The sequence below is a fragment of the Crossiella sp. CA-258035 genome, from assembly GCF_030064675.1.
Taxonomy (GTDB): Bacteria; Actinomycetota; Actinomycetes; order Mycobacteriales; family Pseudonocardiaceae; genus Crossiella.
In genome coordinates this window covers 161,592-182,970 of sequence record NZ_CP116413.1, presented here as the reverse complement: position 1 = coordinate 182,970, position 21,379 = coordinate 161,592, and the positions used below count along the sequence as shown (strand labels likewise).

General features: G+C 72.7%; 17 protein-coding genes. 10 read left to right on the top strand and 7 right to left on the bottom strand.

Going from position 1 to position 21,379, the window contains the following annotated elements:
• Genes N8J89_RS00845 through N8J89_RS00835 form a run of 3 tightly spaced genes read right to left on the bottom strand, consistent with a single transcriptional unit; the run spans window position 1 to window position 3,013 of the window.
• Window positions 1-1,014: a FecCD family ABC transporter permease gene (locus N8J89_RS00845; RefSeq protein WP_283662477.1), complete on the bottom strand. Its 1,014-nt coding sequence runs from the start codon at window positions 1,012-1,014 to the stop codon at window positions 1-3.
• Window positions 1,011-1,994, bottom strand: coding sequence for a FecCD family ABC transporter permease (locus N8J89_RS00840; RefSeq protein ID WP_283662476.1), 984 nt, complete (start codon window positions 1,992-1,994; stop codon window positions 1,011-1,013). The genes N8J89_RS00845 and N8J89_RS00840 overlap by 4 nt, the downstream gene beginning before the upstream one ends.
• A complete protein-coding gene (locus N8J89_RS00835; protein WP_283662475.1) occupies window positions 1,991-3,013 on the bottom strand; it encodes an ABC transporter substrate-binding protein in 1,023 nt (340 codons plus the stop codon). The genes N8J89_RS00840 and N8J89_RS00835 overlap by 4 nt, the downstream gene beginning before the upstream one ends.
• Before the next feature lie 191 nt (window positions 3,014-3,204).
• On the opposite strand from N8J89_RS00835, the gene wzm reads away from it, so the two are divergent.
• The 10 genes from wzm (at window position 3,205) to N8J89_RS00785 (ending at window position 15,833) form a co-directional block, all read left to right on the top strand.
• The gene (gene wzm, locus N8J89_RS00830) at window positions 3,205-4,065 is read left to right on the top strand and encodes a galactan export ABC transporter permease subunit Wzm/RfbD (protein ID WP_283662474.1); all 861 of its coding nucleotides are present in this window, start codon (window positions 3,205-3,207) and stop codon (window positions 4,063-4,065) included.
• A gap of 15 nt (window positions 4,066-4,080) precedes the next feature.
• Window positions 4,081-4,872, top strand: a complete 792-nt coding sequence (wzt, locus tag N8J89_RS00825) for a galactan export ABC transporter ATP-binding subunit Wzt/RfbE (RefSeq protein WP_283662473.1) — start codon at window positions 4,081-4,083, stop codon at window positions 4,870-4,872.
• Entirely contained in the window at window positions 4,869-5,792 is a 924-nt protein-coding gene (gene glfT1 / locus N8J89_RS00820) for a galactofuranosyltransferase GlfT1 (protein ID WP_283662472.1), read from the top strand. The genes wzt and glfT1 overlap by 4 nt, the downstream gene beginning before the upstream one ends.
• 96 nt (window positions 5,793-5,888) lie before the next feature.
• Window positions 5,889-6,164, top strand: a complete 276-nt coding sequence (locus tag N8J89_RS00815; protein WP_283662471.1) for a hypothetical protein — start codon at window positions 5,889-5,891, stop codon at window positions 6,162-6,164.
• 48 nt (window positions 6,165-6,212) lie between these two features.
• On the top strand, window positions 6,213-6,551 hold the full coding sequence (locus N8J89_RS00810; protein ID WP_283662470.1) for a hypothetical protein: 339 nt from the start codon (window positions 6,213-6,215) through the stop codon (window positions 6,549-6,551).
• The gene (locus N8J89_RS00805; RefSeq protein WP_283662469.1) at window positions 6,548-8,017 is read left to right on the top strand and encodes a GMC family oxidoreductase N-terminal domain-containing protein; all 1,470 of its coding nucleotides are present in this window, start codon (window positions 6,548-6,550) and stop codon (window positions 8,015-8,017) included. The genes N8J89_RS00810 and N8J89_RS00805 overlap by 4 nt, the downstream gene beginning before the upstream one ends.
• Window positions 7,987-9,018 (top strand): NAD-dependent epimerase/dehydratase family protein, encoded by a 1,032-nt coding sequence (locus N8J89_RS00800; RefSeq protein WP_283662468.1) that lies wholly within the window; start codon window positions 7,987-7,989, stop codon window positions 9,016-9,018. The genes N8J89_RS00805 and N8J89_RS00800 overlap by 31 nt, the downstream gene beginning before the upstream one ends.
• Window positions 9,019-9,028: 10 nt before the next feature.
• Window positions 9,029-10,063, top strand: a complete 1,035-nt coding sequence (locus N8J89_RS00795; protein ID WP_283662467.1) for an NAD-dependent epimerase/dehydratase family protein — start codon at window positions 9,029-9,031, stop codon at window positions 10,061-10,063.
• Window positions 10,063-12,930 (top strand): arabinosyltransferase domain-containing protein, encoded by a 2,868-nt coding sequence (locus N8J89_RS00790; protein ID WP_283662466.1) that lies wholly within the window; start codon window positions 10,063-10,065, stop codon window positions 12,928-12,930. Before N8J89_RS00795 ends, N8J89_RS00790 begins: the two co-directional genes overlap by 1 nt.
• On the top strand, window positions 12,927-15,833 hold the full coding sequence (locus tag N8J89_RS00785; RefSeq protein WP_283662465.1) for an arabinosyltransferase domain-containing protein: 2,907 nt from the start codon (window positions 12,927-12,929) through the stop codon (window positions 15,831-15,833). Before N8J89_RS00790 ends, N8J89_RS00785 begins: the two co-directional genes overlap by 4 nt.
• A gap of 67 nt (window positions 15,834-15,900) precedes the next feature.
• Here the strand turns inward: N8J89_RS00785 and N8J89_RS00780 are convergent, their stop codons facing one another.
• From N8J89_RS00780 to N8J89_RS00765, 4 genes are all read right to left on the bottom strand, one after another.
• Window positions 15,901-16,812 (bottom strand): decaprenyl-phosphate phosphoribosyltransferase, encoded by a 912-nt coding sequence (locus N8J89_RS00780; protein WP_283662464.1) that lies wholly within the window; start codon window positions 16,810-16,812, stop codon window positions 15,901-15,903.
• On the bottom strand, window positions 16,809-17,321 hold the full coding sequence (locus N8J89_RS00775) for a phosphatase PAP2 family protein (protein ID WP_283662463.1): 513 nt from the start codon (window positions 17,319-17,321) through the stop codon (window positions 16,809-16,811). Before N8J89_RS00775 ends, N8J89_RS00780 begins: the two co-directional genes overlap by 4 nt.
• Window positions 17,318-19,222: a glycosyltransferase gene (locus N8J89_RS00770; RefSeq protein WP_283662462.1), complete on the bottom strand. Its 1,905-nt coding sequence runs from the start codon at window positions 19,220-19,222 to the stop codon at window positions 17,318-17,320. Before N8J89_RS00770 ends, N8J89_RS00775 begins: the two co-directional genes overlap by 4 nt.
• Before the next feature lie 180 nt (window positions 19,223-19,402).
• Window positions 19,403-21,379, bottom strand: a complete 1,977-nt coding sequence (locus tag N8J89_RS00765) for a glycosyltransferase (RefSeq protein WP_283662461.1) — start codon at window positions 21,377-21,379, stop codon at window positions 19,403-19,405.

Sequence of the window (21,379 nt, the reverse complement as noted above, 5' to 3'; positions counted from 1 at the left end):
TCAGTCCCTCCCCGCCAGCGCGCTGGAGAACCGGCGCGCGACCACGATCAACACCACCGCGCCGGCCAGCGCGGTCACCGCGCCAACCGGCACCCCGATCCGCTGGCTGCCCGAGGCCGGGACCAGCAGGGTCACCGCCTGGGCCAGGAAGTCCGCGCCGCACACGCAGGCCGCGCCGGCGATCCCGGCCGAGGGCAGCAGCAGCCGGTGCTCGGCCCCGGTGAGCAGCCGCGCGGCGTGCGGGGCGAGCAGTCCGACGAAGGCCACCGCGCCCACCGCGGCCACCGAGGCCGCGGTGGCCAGCACCGCGCCGAGCAGCGCGAGCATCCGCCACGGCGGCACCGCGAGGCCGACCGCCTTGGCGTGATCGTCGTCCACCGCGAGCAGGTCCAGCGCGGGCGCCACCAGCGCGAGCACCAGCGTGACCAGCAGCAGCCACGGCCACAGCGCGTGCCAGTGCTCCCAGGTCCGCCCGTTGAGCGAGCCGACCAGCCAGCGCGCGGCGGCGCCGGCCAGCTGCGGCCGGGCGGTGAGCAGCACCAGGGACAGCCCGGCCAGCACCGCGGAGACCAGCACGCCGAGCACCACCAGCCGCAGCGGGTCGGCCCCGGCCCGGGAAGCGATCAGCCACAGCGCGGCGCCGCCGAGCACGCCGCCCATGATCGCCGCCGCGGTGAGCCCGGCCGCGGTGCCGGCCAGGCCGAACACGGTGGCCGCCACCGCGCCGAGCACCGCGCCGGAGCCGACCCCGGTGACCTCGGGCGAGGCCATCGGGTTGCGCAGCACGGCCTGCAGCACCACGCCGCCCAGGCCCAGGCAGGCGCCGGTGCCCAGGGCGACCAGCATCCGGGGCAGGCGGAGCTCGCCGACGATGGTCAGGTTCAGCTCACCGCCCGCGCCGAAGAGGGCGAGCAGCGCGTCCAGCGGGCCGACCGAGGTGCCCACGGAGAGTTGGGCCAGCGCGGCCACCGCGAGCGCGAGCAGCAGCAGTGGGACGGCCAGTCGCCGGGTCATCCGAGCACCTCCGCGCGGCGGCGGAACAACAGCAGCGTGCCCAGCACCACCGCGACCACCGCGGTCAGGCCGCCCACCGGCAGCTCGACCGGGTAGAGCACGGTGCGCGCCAGCAGGTCGGCCAGCACCACCAGCAGCGCGCCGAAGACCGCCGACCAGGCCAGCCACACCCTGGCGCCCGCGGTCGGCCGCAGCCGTCTGGCCAGCTGCGGGCCGAGGAAGCCGACCCAGGCGATCGGGCCAGCCGGGCCGACCGCCACCGCGACCAGCGCGCAGGCCAGCACCAGCACCGCCAGCCGGGCCCGGCCCGCGCGCAGGCCGAGCGCGGCGGCGGTGTCATCGCCCAGCCGGAGCAGGCCGAGCGCGGGCACCGCGAGCAGCGCCAGCGGCAGCGCGGCGAGCAGGCCGGGCGCGGCGAAGGCCACCGTGTCCCAGGTGGTGCCGGTCAGCGAGCCCAGCAGGTAGCGGAACAGCACGCCCTGCTCGCGGGAGTCCGACAGGGACAGCCCGGTGAACAGGACCGCTTGCAGCGCCGCGCTCACCGCGGCCCCGATCAGCAGCACCGCGGCCGGGCCGACCGCCCGGCGCGCGGCGAGCAGGGTGAGCAGGCCGCCGGTCACCGCGCCGAGCAGCGCGGGGACCAGCGGCGCGCCCGGCACCGGCAGCGCCCAGACCACGGTGATGGCCACCGCGGCCGAGGCCCCGCTGGAGACGCCCAGCAGCTCCGGCACGGCCAGCGGGTTGCGCAGCGACTCCTGCAACAGCAGCCCGGCCGCGCCCAGCGCCGCGCCCGCGCACAGCGCGAGCAGCAGCCTGGGCGCGCGCAGCAGCACGACCACCGCGTGCTCCAGCTCGGTCTCGGCGGCGAAGGCGGCGGGCAGCCGGTTGACCCCGACCAGCGGGGTGCCCAGGCACAGCGTGGCCGTGGCCGCCACCAGTAAGGCCAGCACCGCGAGCAGGGGCGCGAGCTGCCTGCTCACGCCGCGGGCGCCGCGGACACCTTGGCGATCGCCTCGTCGATGATCGCGCCGAGGCTGCGGGTGCCCCGGCCGGAGCCCCAGAGCTTGGGCGCGACCTCGTGCACCTGACCGGACTGCACGGCCTTCACCTGCTTCCACACCGGGTTCGCGGCGAGCTGTTCGGACAGCTTCTTGTCGGTGGACGCGAAGATCAAGGAGTACACGAAGACCACGGTCGGCTGCTTGGCCAGGATCTCCTCCACGCTGTAGGTGTTCGCGGTCTCCACGTTGCCGCCCTTGGCCGGGAACGGGTAGCCGAAGAGCTGGCCGAGCAGCTTGCCGTTGATCGAGTCGGCGGTGTCCACGCCGATGGAGTCGGCGCTGCCGAACATCAGCAGCACGGTCTGCTTGTTCAGGCCCTTCTGCCTGCTGGTCTCGATCGCCTGCGCCAGCTTGGTGCGGAACTTCTGCTCCGCGGCCACGGCCTGCTCGGTGCGGCCGGTGAGCGCGCCCAGGTTGCGCAGGTAGCCGACGGACTGCTCCCAGCTGCCCGGGTTGACCGTCCACAGTGGAGCGTTGAACTTCTGCACCGCCGGCCGGAGTCCGTCGTGCACACCGGAAAGCCCGATCACCAGGTCCGGCTTGAGCGCACCGATCGCCTCCGCGTCCTCCTGGCCGAAACTGCCCGGCACGACCGGCACCTGCTTGCCCGCCTCACCGGCCAACTGGGGCAGGGTCAGCAGCACCGCGTTGGAGGTGCCCGCCGGTTTCAGTCCGAGTTCGGTGAGCGCGTCGTCACACAATCCGGTGAGGCAGACGATCCGCTCCGGGACCTTGGGCAGGGTCACGTTCTGTCCGCCCGGATCGGTCACGCTGAGCGAGGGCGTCAGCGGCGCGGCCTTGACCTCGACGGCCGCTCCGGTGGCCGCGGCCGGGGTCGTGGGAGCGGTTGCCGGTGGCGCCGCAGTGCACGCGGAAACCACCGCTGCCGAGGCCGTGACCAGGCTGAGCAGGCCGATCTTGGTGCGCGACGGACGCACAGGACACCTCCGGGTGGGGATGGGACCGAAGAAGACGATAACGGTTTTCATCTTGCCTCGGGCAGGTCACCTGGAAGCCGTGGGGACCGTCACGATCGCCTAACGCCACGCATGGTGAAATCGCGCACCGCGACCGCGCTATGACCCACCGGAGGCCAAGCACGGAATGTCGCGCCGGTACCCTCACTTTCGTGTCCAGCAGCACTGTCGAAAATCCAGCGGTGTCCACTGCCCGCGCGTACCGCAGCTGGGGCCGGGCCTTCGCAGACCTGCGCGCCGGATGGAACCAGCGTTCGCTCTGGGGCCATCTCGGCTGGCAGGACATCAAGCAGGGCTACCGGCGCTCGGTGCTCGGTCCACTGTGGATCACCATCAGCACCGGCGTGATGGCGCTGGCGATGGGCATCCTGTTCTCGGCGATCCAGAACGCGCCGATCCAGTTCTTCCTGCCGTACGTCACCGTCGGCCTGGTCTGCTGGACGTTCATCGCGAACTGCGTGAACGAGGGCGCGAACGTCTTCATCGCCAACGAGGGCCTGATCAAGCAGCTGCCCTCGCCGCTGACCACACACGTGTTCCGGCTGGTGTGGCGCCAGGTGCTGCTGTTCGCGCACAACTTCCTGATCTACTTCATCATGCTGGCGATCTTCCCGCAGGACCTGAAGTGGACCGTGCTGTACGCGATCCCGGCCTTCGTGCTGATCGTGCTCAACGGCGGCTGGGTCGCACTGCTCACCGGCATCATCAGCACCCGCTTCCGCGACATCCCGCCGATCATCGGCAGTGTCGTGCTGCTGCTGTTCTACATGACCCCGATCGTGTGGGACTTCAACATCCTGGCCAACCACACGAACCAGCTGGTCAGGGAGCGCGCCTACCTGGCCGAGTTCAACCCGTTCCTGCACTTCATCGAGATCATCCGGCGGCCGCTGCTGGGCCAGGACCAGCTGTTCCACCACTGGCTCGTCGTCGGCATCATCACCGTGGTCGGCTGGGGCGCGGCACTGGTGATGCTGCGCAACTACCGTGCCCGCGTGTCCTACTGGGTGTAAGGGGGCTGAATTCCCATGGTCAGCATCGAGGTACAGAACGCCTGGGTCGAGTTCCCCATCTTCGACGCCAAGACGCGCTCGCTGAAGAAGGCCGTGCTCGGCAAGGCCGGCGGCAAGATCGGCACCGAGAGCAAGGTGCCGGTGATCGAGGCGCTGCGGGATGTCTCCATCTCGCTCCAGCACGGTGACCGGGTCGCGCTGGTCGGACACAACGGCGCGGGCAAGTCCACCCTGCTGCGGCTGCTCTCCGGCATCTATGAGCCGACCAGGGGCACCTCCAAGATCATCGGCAAGGTCGCGCCCGTGTTCGACCTCGGCGTCGGCATGGACCCGGAGATCTCCGGCTACGACAACATCATCATCCGCGGGCTGTTCCTTGGCATGACCCGCAAGCAGATGGAAGCCCGCATCGACGACATCGCCGAGTTCAGCGAGCTGGGCAACTACCTGTCGATGCCGCTGCGGACCTACTCCACCGGTATGCGGGTGCGCCTCGCGCTCGGCGTGGTGACCTCGATCGACCCGGAGATCCTGCTGCTGGACGAGGGCATCGGCGCGGTCGACGCGGCCTTCCTGGACAAGGCGCGGGACCGGCTCAACGACCTGGTCAAGCGGTCCGGCATGCTGGTGTTCGCCTCGCACTCCGACGAGTTCCTCAAGAGCCTGTGCAGCACCGCGATCTGGGTGGACCACGGGCAGGTCAGGGCGCACGGCGCGCTGCGCGAGGTGCTCACCCAGTACAAGGGCAGGGACCCGTTCGCCAATGACGACGAGCACGCTTCGGTGGGAGCTGGTGGCACGCCATGACTGATCGGGCTGGGTCGAAGGCACCAGAGGGCAAGGTAATCGCGGTGGTGGTCACCTGCCGCAGGCGCGAGCTGCTCGCCGACTCGCTGAAGGTGATCGCGGCCCAGACCCGGCAGCCGGACCACCTGGTGGTCGTGGACAACGGGCTGGACCAGCCGGCGCGGGAGGTGGTCGAGGCCTGTCCGCTGCCCACCACCTACCTGCTCTCCGAGCGCAACCTCGGCGGCGCCGGCGGCTTCGCGCTGGGCATGCTGCACGCGCTGGCCATGGGCGCGGACTGGGTGTGGCTGGGCGACGACGACGGCAGGCCGGCCGACGACACCGTGCTGGAGGTGCTGCTGGATGAGGCCACGCGCCGCAAGCTGGCCGCGGTCAGCCCGGTCGTGGTCAACATCGAGCGCCCGGACACGCTGGCCTTCCCACTGCGCCGCGGCCTGACCTGGAAGCGCCGCCGCGAGGAGCTGAGCAGCCCGGACAGCCCGGACTTCCTGCCCGGCATCGCCTCCTTCTTCAACGGCGCGCTGTTCCGCGCCTCCACCCTGGACGTGGTGGGCGTGCCGGACTACCGGCTGTTCTTCCGCGGCGACGAGGTGGAGATCCACCGCAGGGTGGTGCGCAGCGGTCTGCGCTTCGGCACCACGCTGAAGGTGGCCTACGCGCACCCGGACGGCTCCGCGGAGTTCAAGCCGATGCTGGGCGGCCGCTTCCACGCCCAGGACCCCGGCGACCCGATCAAGCGCTACTACACCTACCGCAACCGCGGCTACCTGCTGTCCCAGCCGGGCATGCGCAAGCTGGGGCTGCTGGAGGTCCTCCGCTTCGGGCTGTACTTCCTGGGTCAGAAGAAGGACCCGAAGGCGTTCGCGGAGTGGGTGAAGCTCGTGCTGCAGGGGCGCGGGGAGAAGTTCTTCCGCAAGTAGACGTCCCCGGTCCAGAGTCTCTCGTTCGCCCGTAGCGGATCCGCTACGGGCGAACTTGTGTTGTGGCGCAAGGGTTTTGCTGATGACCTTGGGGCCATGGCACAGAAACGAGCACTCATCCTGCACATCGCCGGTGTTGGCGAGCCGGTCAGGGTCGCGCTGACCGATGAGGTGGCCGACGACCTCGGGCCGCGGTTGCGGCGGCATCTGGAGACCGCGAGCACCCAGGTGGTGGCGACCGAGGACGGTGGGGAGTTCGCCATCAACTTCGCGCACGTGGCGACCGCGCACATCGGACCGGTGAACGCGCCGGGTGGGTTGTACGGAAAGGCGCCGGTGACCGGGGCTCGGGAGACCGCGCTGACACCCTGATCGGGTCTGTGCGTAACCGCTTCGGCGCGGAGTGTAATCTCCGGCCCGATGTCCGTTCGCCGATCTCCGCACCGCCAGCTGCCCGGCCTGTTGGGCCGGGTGGCGGTGGCGCTTGCGCCGAAGGTCACCGGGGCGTTGCTCCGGGTGGACCTGCCGGAGGCCAGTGCGGAGCAGCGGGCGGCGGCTGTGGCGCACGTGCGCGGGGCGGTGCTGGGCATGCCGGATCTGCTCCGCTGCGGGGTGGCTGTGGCGGCGGTGGGCTACCTGGTGGCGCGGCGGGTGCTGGGGCCTCGGGTGGACCGGCTGAACCTGCCGGTGGTGGCCGAGTTCGTGCGGCTGACCAGGGGGCTGGGGCTGGCCGGGGCGGTTGAGCGGGAGCGCCGGTGAGCCGGGTGTGGGATGCCCTGGTGATCGGGACCGGGCCGGGTGGGGCGGTCACCGCGCGGGCGCTGGCCGAGGCCGGGTTGCGGGTGCTCGCGGTCGAGGAGGGTGAGTGGACCGAGCCGGGCTCGGTGCCGCCGTTCTCGCTGGAGCAGATGCGGCGGCAGTACCGGGGTGGTGGGCTGACCGCGGCGCTGGGGCGGCCGTCGGTGGCCTACACCGAGGGGCGCGGGGTCGGCGGCGGGTCCGAGGTGAACTCCGGGCTGTACCACCGGCCGTCGGCTGACCTGCTGGCCGGCTGGTCGCGGGACTGGCGGATCGACGGGCTGGACGTGCCCGAACTGTCCCCGCACAGCGACCTGGTGGAGAAGGAGCTCTCCGTCTCCACCCTGCCGTGGGCGCTGCCCGCCTCCTCCCAGGTGCTCGCCCGAGGCGCGGACGCGCTGGGCTGGCGCGGGTTCGAGGTGCCCAGGTGGGCGGTCTGCGAGCAGCGCGACGGGCGGCGGCAGGTGCGCAGGCAGACCATGTCGGTCACCTACTGGCCCAGGGCCATCGCGGCCGGGGCCGAGCTGCGGCAGCGGAGCAGGGTGCTGCGGCTGGAGCTGGCCGGGCCCCGTGCGGTGGCCGCGGTGGTGCGGGACCTGGTCACCGGGCGCACCGAGCGGGTGGTCTTCGAGCACGTGTTCGTCTGCGCGGGCGCGATCCAGACGCCCGCGCTGTTGCAGCGTTCCGGGCTGCGGCGCAACATCGGCGGCAACCTGTCCGTGCACCCCACGGTGAAGGTGACCGCCGAGTTCGACGAGCCGGTCAACGACGGTGACGTGCCGGTCTACCAGGTCAAGGAGTTCGGCTCGGCGCTGTCCTTCGGTGGCTCGGCCTCCCGGCCCTCGTTGCTGGCGCTGGCACTGAGCGAGAACTGGCCTGCCTTCGGTCCCGCGCTGGCCCGCTGGGAGCGGCTCTTCGTCTACTACGCGGCGATCCAGAGCATCGGGCGCGGGCGGGTGCTGGCCGTGCCCGGCTTCGCCGACCCGCTGGTCACCTACCGGCTCACCGGCGGCGACCACGAGCTGTTGCGCACCGGGCTGGCCCGGCTGATGCACCTGCTGCTGGCCGCGGGCGCCAGCGTGCTGTACCCGTCCTTCCGCGGCGCGCCGGTGGTGGCCAACCCCGCGGGCATCGCCGCCGCGACCGCGGCCATGACCCCGGCCCGCGCCAGCCTGATGACCGTGCACCTGTGCGGCACGGTGCCGATGGGCGAGGACCTCGCCCGCTGCGGCGCCGACTCCTACGGCCGGGTGCACGGCACGGTGAACGTGCACGTCAACGACGCCTCGCTGCTGCCGTCAGCGCCCGGCGTCAACCCCCAGGGCACCATCATGGCGGTCGCCGCGCGGAACGTGCGGCACTTCCTCGCCGGCCGCCTCGACTCCAGAAGGCCTCTATGTCCGACCTCGTTCCACCAGCTGAGCTGACCGTGCTCACCGGGGCCAGCGGCTGGTTCGGCCGTGCCTACCTGGCCCATCTCAAGGACACCACCGACCGCCGGGTGCGGGTGCTGGTCCCCGCCGCGGCCGATGTGCCGGGCGTGCTCGACGTGCACCCCGGGGCCGCGGTGCACGTCGGGGACATCGCCGAGGCGGAGGTGACCCGCCGCCTGCTCGCCGGGGCCGAGGGCGCCGATGTGGTGCACGCGGCCGGGGTGATCCACCCGCGCCGCACCAGCGAGTTCACCAGGGTCAACGTGTTCGGCACCAAGGCGCTGCTGGCCGCGGCCCGCGGCGCCGGGGTGCGCAGGCTGACGCACATCTCCTCGAACTCGCCGTTCGGGGTGAACCCGCGCACCGACGAGGTGTTCCGGCACACCGAGCCGTACCGGCCCTACCTGGGCTACGGCGAGTCCAAGATGCACGCCGAGATCGCGGTGCTCGGCGCCAACGGCGACGGCCTGGAGACCACCGTGGTGCGGCCGCCGTGGTTCTACGGCGAGTGGCAGCCCGCGCGGCAGACCACCTTCTTCAGCCTGTGCAGGCACGGCCGGTTCCCGCTGCTCGGCGACGGGTCGATGCGCCGCTCGATGACCTACCTGGGCAACCTGATCCAGGGTGTCGAGCTGGCGTCCCGGCACGTCAAGGCGCCCGGCAACGGTTACTGGGTGGCCGATGCGCGGCCCTACGCCATGCGCGAGGTGGTGGACACCGTGCGGCGGGTGCTGCGCGAGGAGGGCTACGCGATCTCCAAGCGGCAGCTGCGCTTCCCGCTCGTGCTCGGCACGCTGGCCGAGCGCGCGGACCGGCTGCTGCAGTCCGGTGGCCGGTACAGCCAGGAGCTGCACGTGCTCGGCGAGCTGGACAAGACCATCGCCTGCGACATCGCCACCACCACCGCCGACCTGGGCTACCGGCCCGAGGTCGCGCTGGCCGAGGGCATGCGGCGCAGCATCCGCTGGTGCCGTTCTCGCGGCATCGACCTGTAGGAGAACTTCCGTGGCACAGACCGCCCTGGTGACCGGCGGGTCGGGGTACTTCGGCTCGCTGCTGGTGCGCAGGCTGCGCGAGCGCGGCGATGACGTGCGGGTGCTCGACCTCAACGACGCGGACGACCGGCCGGCCGAGGTGGACTTCGTGCGCGGGGACATCTGCGACGCCAACGCGGTGGAGCACGCCTGCGAGGACGTGGACGTGGTCTACCACAACGTGGCCCAGGTCCCGCTGGCCCGCGACGCCGGGCTGTTCGAGTCGGTGAACGTGGGCGGCACCGAGACCCTGCTGCGCGGCTGCGCCGACGCCGGGGTGCGCAAGGTCGTCTACACCTCCTCCTCGGCGGTTTTTGGTGTGCCACAAGAGAATCCGGTGTTCCCGGACACCCAGCCGCGACCGGCGGAGGAGTACGGGCGGGCCAAGCACGCCGGTGAGCTGCTGTGCCGGGCCGCGGTGAGCAGGGGCCTGGACGTCTCGATCGTGCGGCCGCGGACCATCCTCGGGCACGGGCGGCTGGGCATCTTCGGCATCCTGTTCGACTGGATCGCCGACGGCGCGGACGTCTTCGTCTTCGGCAGCGGCGACAACGTCTACCAGTTCGTGCACGCCAACGACCTGGCCGAGGCCTGCGCGCTGGCCGGGAAGCGGGCCGGACCGGCCACCTACAACATCGGCGCGCGGGAGTTCGGCACCATGCGGGCGGCGCTGGAGAACCTGTGCGCGCACGCGGGCACCGGCTCGAAGGTGCGCTCGCTGCCGGTGGGTCCGGCGGCGCTGGGCATGCGGGCCTCGGCCAAGCTGGGGCTGACCCCGTTCGGGCCGTACCACTGGATCATGTACTCCAAGTCGCTGTGGTTCGACACCTCGGCGGCCGAGCGGGACCTGGGCTGGCGGGCCGAGTACTCCACGGACGCGATGTTCGCCGACTCCTACGACTGGTTCCTGGCCAACCGGGGCGCGCTGGCCGGCGCCGGGGCCTCGCACCACCGGTCCCCGGCCAAGCAGGGCGCGCTGACCCTGCTCAAGAAGATCATGCGGTGATGGTCCAGCGCTGGCCGCTGCTGCTGGCTCTGCTCGCGGTGCTGACCGGGCTGGTGCTGCCGCTGCTGCCGGTGCGGGTGGCCGATCCGGTGGTGAGCTGGCCGAAGCCGGGCGCGCCCGCGGAGTCCACGGTGGCGCTGTTCGTGCCGTACCGGCCGCTGCGGGTGGAGCTGACCGTGTCCTGCGCGGTGCTGAACCAGCCGGCGCGGACCACCGTGTTCGCCACCTTCCGGCCCCAGGACGCGGATGCCCGGCTGACCGGCCTGTACGTGTCCACTGTGGACGGTCGGGTGCAGGTGTCGGCCAACGGGCGGGAGGTCTTCGGCGGGCCGGTCGGCGGATCCGGATGCCAGTACCGGGTGAGCGCGGCGGACGGGCGGATCGCGGTGCGCCGGGACGGCCTGGAGCTGGCCGCGGCGGACGGGCCGGTGCCGCAGGTGGCCGCGTTCGCCACCGAGCTGCCGCCCGCGCTGGCCACCGGGCGGATCGAGGTCACCGCGCACGCCGACGCCCGGTTCCAGGCCAGTCCGACGCTGGTGAAGTACCTGCTGCTCGGGCTGTCCGCGCTGCTCGCGCTGGGCTGCGCGGCGCTGCTGGCGCTGCGGTTCCGGCAGCGGCGGCCGAGGACTTTGCCAAAACCGGGCCTGCCGGACCTGCTGGTGCCGGGGGTGCTCGCGGGCTGGGCGATGGTCGGGCCGATGACCACCGACGACGGCTTCTACGTGTGGATGGCGCGCAACACCGCTGACCTGGGCTACGTCGGCAACTACTACCACTGGTTCAACGTGCCCGAGGCTCCTTTCGGCACGCTGCAACGGTTCTTCGCGGAGTGGAGCGCGATCTCGCTGCACCCGCTGTGGCTGCGCGCGCCCTCGGTGCTGGCCGGGGCGCTGAGCTTCTGGCTGCTGCGCGGCATCCTGCGCCGGATCAAGGCCGCCGCGCCCGCGGTGCACGCGCCCGGCTGGCTGCTGGCCGCGGCCTTCCTGTGCTGGTGGCTGCCGCTGGACCTGGGCGTGCGGCCGGAGCCGCAGATCGCGCTGGCCACCGCGCTGGCCGGCTACGCCGCGGTGCGCGCCCGGCTGGACCAGGCGCCCGCCTGGCTGGCCGGTGCGGCGCTGGTCGGCGGGGTGGCGGTGACCATCACGCCGAGTGGGCTGCTGGCGCTGGTGCCGCCGCTGCTGGCGCTGCCCCCGGTGCTGCGCGGGCTGTCCGGGACCGCCGAGCGGGTCACGCTGTGCGCGTTGCTGGTCGGCGCGGGGTCGATCGCGCTGCCGCTGGTGTTCGCCGACATCAGCCTGGGCGGGCTGCTGGAGGCGACCGCGGTGCACGGCTGGTACGGCGCGCATTCGCCCTGGTACCTGGAGATCCAGCGGTACCAGGCGCTGCTCGGCGGGGTCGGCGAGCAGGGCGGTGTGCTGCGCCGGGTGCCGGTGCTGCTCGGCATCGCCGCGCTGGTGCTCATCGCGGTGCTGCGCAGCCGGTACCGCGGCAGCGCGCTGGCCGGGGCGGCCACCTGGCCCTACGTCTGGCTGGCCCTGGGTTTTGGCGTGCTGGCGCTCTCGCCCTCGAAGTGGACCCAGCACTTCGGCGCGCTCGCGGTCTTCGGCGCGCTCGCGCTGGCCTGCGCGTTCGGCAGCCTGCCGCGGCTGCTCGCCGAGGCGCGGGCGGGCTGGTTGCTGCGGCTGGGCTCGCTGGCGCTGGTGGTGCTGCTGCTCGGAGTGGCCTGGCACGGGCCGAACTGGTGGTGGTCCTACTCCGACCGCGGCATGCCGTTCCGGCACGTGCAGCTCTTCGGCGGGGTGCTGGGCAATCCGGTGCTGCTGCTGGCGGTCGGGCTGCTGGCCGGGCTGCTGATGGCCCGGCGGTGGCGGGCCACGCTCGACTGGGCGGCCGCCGGGCTGGCCCAGGTGTCGATGGTGTTCGCGGTGCTGCTGGCGGTCGGGCTGTTCACCTTCACCGCGGTGCGCGAGCCGTGGTCGCTGCGCTCGGCCTGCGGCATCGGGGACGCGATCAGGGTGCGCACCGACCGAGAGCCGATGCGTGCGGAGGAAAAGCCCGCGGTGCAAGGGTTCCTGCCCGGTAGCGGGTTCCCCGGCGAGTCCCCGCCGCCGCCCAGGACCGGGCCGGTGTGGGGCAGCTTCGCCGACCTGGACCGCGGCACCGGGCGGCTGAGCACCGGCTGGCACACCGCCGAGGTCGGGCCGGGCGATGTGCTGGTGGTGTCCGCGGCCGGGCTGACCGGGCGGGGCAACGAGCTGCGCGCCGAGGTCGAGCTGCCCGGTGCGGCGGCGGTCTCGGTGCGGCTGGACGACGAGCTGGACCGCCCGGAGTGGCGGGACTTCGTGCTGGGCACCGCGATGAGCTCCGGGACGGCCAGGGTGCGGGTGCTGGCGGTGGACGGCAGCGTGGGCCGGGGCGGCTGGCTCGCGGTGTCCGCGCCCGGCCGGGAGCACACCCACCCGCTGGCCGCCGACACCGGCGCCGACGACGGGCCGACGCTGGTGGACTGGCCGATCTCCTTCGCCCTGCCCTGCGCCCGGCCGCCGGTGCTGGCCAACGGCCTCGCCGAGCCACCGGCCAGGGTCCTGTTGGCGGACAAGGACTACGCGGACATGGCCGCGATCACCAGGGACCCGCGGTGGGGCGGGGCGTACGCGAACCTGCTCTCCGTCGCCGGGTACCGAGGGGTGTCCACCCACCTGCCGGGGCGGCCGTGGGGGCGGTTCGTCGACCTGGCCTACGACTACCGGCTGGACGGGCACGCGGTGCGCGTCGAGCACCGGATCCGGCCCGGCTGGTGGCGCGGGCCGGGCATCGCGAACGAGGACTACTCCGGCCGCACCGACCCGAACAGGGCCCCGAGATGAACACCCGTGCCGTGCTCGCCCTTGCCCTCAGCACTGTCCTTTGTGGACTCGTGCTGCCGTTCGCGCCGGTGGTGGTGAACGATCCGGTGCTCAGCTGGCCCAAGGAGCCGGACCGGCCGGAGTCCAGCCTCGCGCTGCTGGTGCCGTACCGGCCGCTGAGCCTGGACGTCCGGCTGCCCTGCGCGACGCTGCGCCAGCCGAAGCCGGACACCGTGGTCTTCGCCAGCCACCGGCCCGATGACGCGCACGGGGCGGCGCGCGGGCTGACCGTGCTGGCCGGGGCCGGGTCGGTGCGGATCAGCTCGGACGGGCTGGCGCTGCACCAGGGCGCGGCCCCCGCCGGGGACTGCGTGCTGCGGATCAGGGCCAGCACCAGCGAGACCGTGGTGGAGCTCGACGGCGACCGGCTGGCCGCCGCGCACCGGGACCCGCCGCAGCTCAGCGCGTTCGCCACCACGCTGACCCCGGCCGCCGCGCGCGGGATGACCGCGGTGGCGCACACCGACGCCCGGTTCGAGAGCAGCCCGGCGCTGTTGAAGACGCTGCTGCTGGGCACCCAGGTGCTCCTGCTCGGCGGTTGCCTGTTCCTGTTGTGGCACAACGACTCCCGGCGGCGCAGGCGCTGGCTGCCGCGGCGGCCGGGCTGGCTGGACGGCGTGATGCTCGCCGTGCTCGGCGGCTGGGCGGTGGCCGGGCCGATGACCGACGACGACGGGTTCTACGCGGCGATGGCGCGGGCCGCGGCGGACACCGGGTACGTGGGCAACTACTACCACTGGTTCAACGTCACCGAGGCCCCGTTCAGCCTGCTGCAACAGCTGCTCACGCCGTGGGTGCTGGTCAGCCAGGCGCCGCTGTGGCTGCGGCTGCCCTCGCTGCTGGCCTGCTTCGGCACCTGGCTGGTGCTCAGCCGCGGGGTGCTGCCCAGGCTGACCCGGCAGCAGCCGCGGATCCTGACCGCGGCGGTGCTGCTGTGCTGGCTGCTACCCTTCGGCATCGGCGTGCGGCCGGAGCCGTGGGTGGCGCTGGGTTCGGCCTCGGTGCTCGCGCTGGTGCTGCGCGCGCTGGCGCACGGCCGGGTGTTCCCGCTGGGTGTGGCGGCCGCGCTGGCCGGGTTGTGCGCGGCGATCACGCCGAGCGGGCTGATCGCGTTCACCCCGTTCCTGGGGCTGGCCCGGCCGTTGAGCCGGTTGCTGCGGGCCAGGCGGGGCGCGCTGCTGGTGCTGGCCTGCGCGAGCACCGGGCTGACCGCGGTGTTCGCCGACACCAGCCTGGGCGCGGTGCTGGAGGCGACCAGGGTGCACAGCGAGATCGGCCCCGCGCTGCACTGGCACGAGGAGGTCGTCCGGTACTTCTTCCTGCTGGACGAGGGCAGCATGGGCTCCTTCGCCCGGCGGCTGCCGGTGCTGCTGGCGCTCGGGCTGCTCCTCCTACTGCCGGTGCTGCGGCTGCGCATCCGCAACCGGGGCGGGGGGCTGCCGCCGCTGACCGCCGCGGTCGGCCCGGCGATCGCGCTGGCCGCCGGGATCGGCCTGCTGTGGCTGGCGCCGTCGAAGTGGACGCACCACTTCGGCTCGTTGACCGCGCTGGCCACCCTGGTCACCGCGCTGGTGCTGGCCGAGCTGCCCGCGGCGCTGCGGCTGGCCGGGCACACCTGGCGCGGCGGGCTGGCGCTGACCGCGGCCAGCGCGGTGCTGGTCGCGCTGGCGCTGGCCGGGCCGAACACCTGGTACGGCTACTCGCAGTTCGGGGTGGACCCCAAGCTGCCCTCGATCCTGGCGAACCCGTTGCTGTGGCTGGCGATCGGCCTCGGCCTGGCCTGGCTCTGGCGCGACCTGCTGCCCGCGCCGCGGATGGTCCTGGTGCTGGGCCTGGCCACCAGCCTGCTGCTCACCATCGGCACGGTGGCGCTGTCCACCTGGCGGCTGCGCGACTCCTGGTCCATGGCCACCGAGAACGTCCGGCACGTGACCGGCCGCAGCTGCGGGATGGCCGACGAGGTCAGCACCCTGGTCTACCAGCGGCTGGTCCCGCAGGGCACGGCTCCCTCCCCCGGCGGCGCGCCGAACCCGCCGCCGGAGGACCAGCCGGTGTGGGGCACCTTCGGCAGGCTGGGCGGTCCGGGCCACGAGTGGTTCACCGGCGAGGTCATCACCCCCTGGTTCGCGCTGCCCGCGCTCGGTCCTGGCCAGGACATCTCGGTGCAGCTGGCCGGGAAGCTCACCGGCGGCAACAACGCGTCCGTCCACTTCGGACACCAGGGCCAGGTGCTCGCCGAACAGACCCTCACCGACGTGCTGGACAGCCCGGACTGGCGCGAGTCCGGGCTGAACCCGCCGCAGGGCGCCACCCAGGTCCGCATCCGGCTGCGGGACGGCACGGTCGGCGCGGGCGGCTGGCTGGCCACGACCGCCCCCCGCCTGCGCAGCGCGCACCCGCTGCTGGCCCTGCTCGGCCAGGACCGCCCGGTGATGATCGACTGGCAGCTGTCCCTGGCCTTCCCCTGCCTGCGCGCGGCCAAGATCAGCCACGGCCTCACCGAAGCCCCGGAGTACGTGCTGGTCCCCCGCATCCGCGACCGCTGCAAGCGCTACGGCGCCGCCTGCCTGCCCTTCGGCGTCCCCGGCATCGCCCGCGAGGAACCCCAGGGCGGCTCGTTCCTGCCTGCCCACCAGGCCGCCGCGGCCCGCCCCGAGCTGCCGACCCGGTTCGCCGGGCTGCCGGAGCGGAGCAGGCGGATGGGCGATGACTGGGGGGCGCTGATCCGGTACGAGTACCCGTTCGGCGGGGACGGGTACCGGCTGGAGCTGCGGGAACGGTCGATGGGCGGGTGGGAGTGGGGGTGGCGGCAGCCGATCGTGCCGTCGGTGGAGGAGCAGCGTGAGGATTATGCGAACCGCTAGCAATACCGTTTCTATGCATCCGGCAGTACCCGTTTTCAGCAGGGTGGAGTACCGCTCTCATGCGGGGTCAGCTCAGGTAGACCGCGATCGAGAGGGTGGCCAGCCAGCACAGGCCGAGGGCTTGCAGGGGGCGGTCGGAGAGGATCAGGTGTTCTGGCGTGCCGGCGTTGGCGCTGTCCACGTCGACGGCGTAGCGGAGCACGGCCATCACGAACGGGATCATGGAGAGCACGGCCCAGACCGAGTGCGAGCGTTCGCGGATCTCGAAGGCCCACAGGCCGTAGGTCATGATCAGGACGGTGGCTGAGCTGCCCCAGACGAAGCGCAGGTAGGACGTGGAGTAGCGGTCCAGGCTGCGGCGGATGCGGGCGCCGGTGCGTTCGGTGTAGCGGAGCTCGGCGTAGCGCTTGCCGGCGACCATGAACAGCGAGCCGAAGGCCGCGGCCAGCAGGAACCACTGGGACAGCACGATGCCCGCCGCGGCGCCGCCGGCGATGGCGCGCAGCAGGAAGCCGGAGGCGACGATGCACAGGTCGATCACCGGCTGGTGCTTGAGCGCGAGGCAGTAGCCGAACTGCACAGCCAGGTAGACCGCGACCACGGCGGTCAGGTCGAGGCTGGCCACGGTGGCGGTGGCCAGCGCGCCGGTGAGCAGCACCGCGGCCAGGCCGAGGGCCAGCCGGGGCGGCACGATGCCCGCGGCGATCGGGCGGTGGCACTTCACCGGGTGGGCGCGGTCGGCGTCCACGTCCCGGACGTCGTTGACCAGGTAGATCGTCGACCCGGCCAGGCAGAACGCGGCGAAGGCGATGCCAGCGGCGGCCAGCACCCTGGGGTCGCCGACGGTGCCGCTGGCGAACGGGGCGGCCAGCACCAGCACGTTCTTCACCCACTGGCGCGGGCGCACCGCGCGGGCCAGGCCGCGCAGCTGGACGCCGGCGCCGAGGCCGGGGGCCGGGGCGATCGCCGAGGCGGTCACCGCAGCAGTCCCATGGCCGAGCGCACGCCGGCGCCGACCGCGGCGCCGAGGGCGGCTCCGGCCAGCACGTCGCTCGGGTAGTGCACGCCGAGCACCAGCCTGCTCAGCGCCATCGGCGGCACCACCGCGGACAGCAGCACCGGGGTGGCGTGCCTGCCCGCCAGGCCGCCGAGCAGGACCGCGGCGGCGGTGGAGCTGGTGGCGTGCGCGGACGGGAAGCTCAGCGTGCTGGGGGTGGCGGCGCGGACCTCGACGTCCGGGTGGGCCGGGCGCGGGCGGCGGACTGCGCGCTTGACCGCGATGGAGGCCGCGTGCGCCAGCGCCACCCCGGCGGTGGCGGCCAGCCACTGCCGCCGGCGGCCGCGGTCCAGGGCCGCTCCTGCCGCGCCGAGCGCCAGCCAGCCCGCGGCGTGCTCGCCGAAGAGCGAGAGCGCCTTGGCCGAGCCGATCGCCCGCCGGTCGGCCAGGACGCGCTGGATGCTCCGCAGCGCAAGGAGTTCCAGCCTCATCGCCGGCCACCGAAGGCCTGCTGCCACGCCTCGTGCGCGGTCAGGTCCGGCAGCGCGCGGCGGAAGTCCTTGCGGCTGCGCGGGAACTCGCGCAGCAGCCGCAGGTGGTTGCCAAGCGCACGGCCGAGCAGCCGCCAGAAGACCCTGGGGTCACGCTTGCGGAAGGCCACTCCCCGGCCGTCCGCGGTGGCCACGGTCGCGCCGTCCAGCCTGGCCAGCAGGAACCAGCGGGCGTCCTGGGCCGGGATGTTCAGCTGCGGGCGGAGCAGGTGTTTGGTGTTGGTGGGCAACACGTTGTGCACCAGCGCGGAGAGCAGGGTGCGCGCGATGGTGAGCGGGTTGCCCGGCGGGCGCAGGAACCGCTCGGCCTTCACCGCGTCCATCGAGGGCAGCGGCAGCCGCCTGGCCGAGGGCAGCACCCGGCCGTCGTCGTACTCCGCGCGCTGCTCGCGGATCTCACCGAGCGCGGTGGGCAGCTTGCGGAACAGCGACTTCGGGCCGTCCAGGAAGTCCCTGATCGCCATGTCCTGCAAGGCGACCGTGGAGTACTCCAGGGACAGCAGGTGCTTGAGCGTGCTGCGCAGGCTGTGCCGGACCAGCTCGCCGCCGCGCGGGTGCGGGCTGTACAGCGCGGCCGTGACCAGCCGGTTGCGCAGGTGGAAGTAGGCCTGCCAGTCGGTGGAGTCGTCCTTGTCCGACCACGGCATGTGCCAGATCGCCACCCCGGGCAGGGTCGCGGTCGGATAGCCGGCCCGCCCGGCGCGCAGGCCGAACTCCGCGTCGTCCCACTTGATGAACAGCGGCAGCGGCAGCCCGATCTGCTCCACCACCTGCCGCGGGATCAGGCACATCCACCAGCCGTTGTAGTCCACGTCGATGCGCCGGTGCAGGATGGGCGCCTCGCGCAGCGACTCCTTGGCGAAGTCGTGGTCGTAGCGCACGTTCGGCGCGGCCCGCCACATGAACTTGCGCCGGTCCACCACCTCGCCCATGGAGTGCAGGTGCGAGCGGGCCTGCAGGTTGAGCATCTGCCCGCCGACCAGGGTCGGGCGCTCGGCGTAACGGGCGAAGGCCAGCGCGCGCAGGATCGAGTCCGGCTCGATCACGATGTCGTCGTCCATCAGCAGGATCTGCTCGCAGTCGGTGCCGCGCACCGACTCGTGCATCACCCTGGCGAACCCGCCGGAGCCGCCGAGGTTCGGCTGGTCGTGCACCCGCAGCCGCTCACCCAGCCGGGCCGCCGCGACCTCGAAACCGTTGGCGTCACTGACTTTCCGGTTGCCCTGGTCGGCCACGATGACCGCCCGCACGGCCGCCAGCACCAGCGGGTCGGCGCCGATCGCGGCCAGCGCGCCGACGCAGTCGTCCGGCCGGTTGAAGGTGCAGATGCCGATGGCCACCGAGCCGGGCCGCAGCGGCGCGGCGGCCGCGTGCCAGCTCGCCGCGAGCAGGGTGACCTCGTGCTCCTCCTCGGTGGTGATGTCGAACCAGTACCAGCCACCGTCCTCGAACGGCGCCAGGTCCAGCGTGAAGCACAGGTCCGAGCGCTTGCCACCCTCACGGACCTCACCGCCCACGTGGATCTGGGTGCCGTCGGCCTTGGAGCGGTACAGGTCCACCCGGCAGTCGCCGTCCACGCTCAGCCGCAGCTCGACCTGCTCCAGCGTGGTCCACCGCCGCCAGTAGCTGGCCGGGAAGGCGTTGAAGTAGGTGGCGAAGGAGACCTCGGACTGCTCGGGGATGCGCAACGCGGTGCGGGACAACGGTTTCGCCCGCCGCTGGTTGGTCGGGTCCTCATCGACGTAGAGCGCGCGCACGTCCAGCGGGTCGCCGGGCCGGGGCAGGATGATCCGCTGCAGCAACGTTGCCGGGGGCGCGGTCGGCTGCTGGGGCAGGCTCACGGACTGCTCCGTGGTCGAGCTGGACATCGTGGGGGACCTCGTCTGGGAGCGGGGGCGCGGGCAGGTCCTCGCGCGACACAGAAAAACCCAAGAGGGGACGGCACATTCGCCGCCCCCTCTTGGGCATCGGTCCACTTCGGACGAACCTCAAGGCTTGAAGATCAGCCCATCGGGTGGTCCTCAGCCGTGGAAGGTCTGCTTCCAGGCTTCCTTGCTGGTCAGCTCGGGCAGCGCCTTGCGGTAGGCGCGCTTGAGCCGCGGCCACTCCTGCACCAGGCGGCGGTGGTTGGCCGCCGCGCGGGCCATCAGCTGGCGGAAGACCTTCGGGTCACGCCGCCGGAAGGCGACGCCGCTGCCGTCGGCGTTGGACACGGTGGCGCTGTCCAGCGCGCCGAGCAGGAACCACCGCGCGCCCTGGGCGGGCACGTTGATCTGCGGGCGGTCCAGCGCGTCCTGGCTGGGCTCCTGCAGGTGGTGGGCCAGCGAGAGCGCCGCGCGGGCCGCGATCACGACCGGGTTCACCGGCGGCTTGAGCAGCCGCTCGGCCCGCACCGGGTCGAAGGTCGGGGCCGGGAACTCACCGGCCGACGGCAGGATCTGCGCGTCGGTGTAGCCCTTGCGCAGCTCCCGCACCTCGGCCAGCGAGGTGGGCAGGTTCGCGAACAGCCGGTCCGGTCCGGCCAGGAAGTCCTCGATCGCCTTCTGGTGCAGCACGACCGTGGAGTACTCCATGGAGAACAGGTGCCGCAGCGAGGACTTCAGGCCCTGCTTGAGCAGCGTGCCGCGCACGTCGTACGGCGAGTGCAGCGCGGCCATGATCAGCCGGTTGCGCACGTGGAAGTACGCCGTCCAGTCGGTGGCGTCGTCCTTGTCCGTCCACGGCATGTGCCAGATCGCCGAGCCGGGCAGGCTGACCGTCGGGTAGCCGTGCTCCAGCGCGCGCAGCGAGTACTCGGCGTCGTCCCACTTGATGAACAGCGGGAGCGGCAGCCCGATCTCCTCCACGATCTGCCGCGGGAAGGTGCACATCCACCAGCCGTTGTAGGTGCCGTGGATGCGCGGGTGCAGTTCCTTGGTCTCGCGCAGCGAGTCGGTGGCGAAGTCGTGGTCGGTGAGCGCGCCGGGCGCGGGCCGCCAGAAGCACTCCTTGAGGTCGACCACCTCGCCCGTGGTGTGCAGGCGGGTACGGGCCTGCAGGTTCATCATGTGCGAGCCGACGACCACCGGGTTGACCAGCGAGCGGGTGAACGCGTTGGCGCGCAGCACGCTGTCCGGTTCCAGGCGCACGTCGTCGTCGAGCAGCATGACCTGCTCGCAGCCGGTGTTCTCCAGGAACTCGTAGAACACGCGGGCGAAACCGCCGGAGCCGCCCAGGTTGGCCTGCTCGATGACCTCGAGCTTGTCGCCGAGCAGCTTGACGGCCTGGTCGTAGCCGGGGGTGTCCTTGACCTTCTGGTTCGGGCCCTGGTCCACCACGATGACCTTGCCGACCACGTCCAGCACGGCCGGGTCCTCGCCGAGGGCCTGCAGCGCGATCACCGCGTCGGCCGGGCGGATGGTGGTGATGCCGACCGCGGTGCGCTGCGTCGGCAGCTCCTGGTCGGTGGTCCAGGCCGCGTCCTTGATCTCCAGCGCGCCCTCGTCGGTGAAGACGTCGAACCAGAGCCAGCCGCCGTCCTCGAACGGCTGCAGGGAGATCCGGAACTCCAGCTGGGTCCAGGACTTGGTGCTGCGCACCGGCCGGCCCTGCAGGTGCACGATGTCGCCGTTGGGCTTGGAGCGGTAGACGTCCAGCCGCCCGACGCCCTTGACCGTCATGCGCAGCACGGTCTCGGTGATCGTGGTCCAGCGCTTCCAGTAGGAGGCCGGCAGCGCGTTGAAGTAGGTGGAGAAGGACACCTTCGCCGAGGCCGGGATGTTGACCGACCGGCGCGAGGTGACGTGGCAGCGGTTGGCGGCCGTCTCCGGCTCGTCCAGGTACAGCGGCCGCACATCCAGCGGGTCATCTTCGCGGGGAAGGATGATCCGCCACAGGATCTGGCTCGCCGGCACCTCGTTGGGCTTGGGCGCCACGCGCGAGGAGGTCACGTCGCTGAGCTTGGCGTCCTGGGCGTGTTCTACGACGGCTGGGGTGCCGCCAACCTGCTGCTCCGTCAC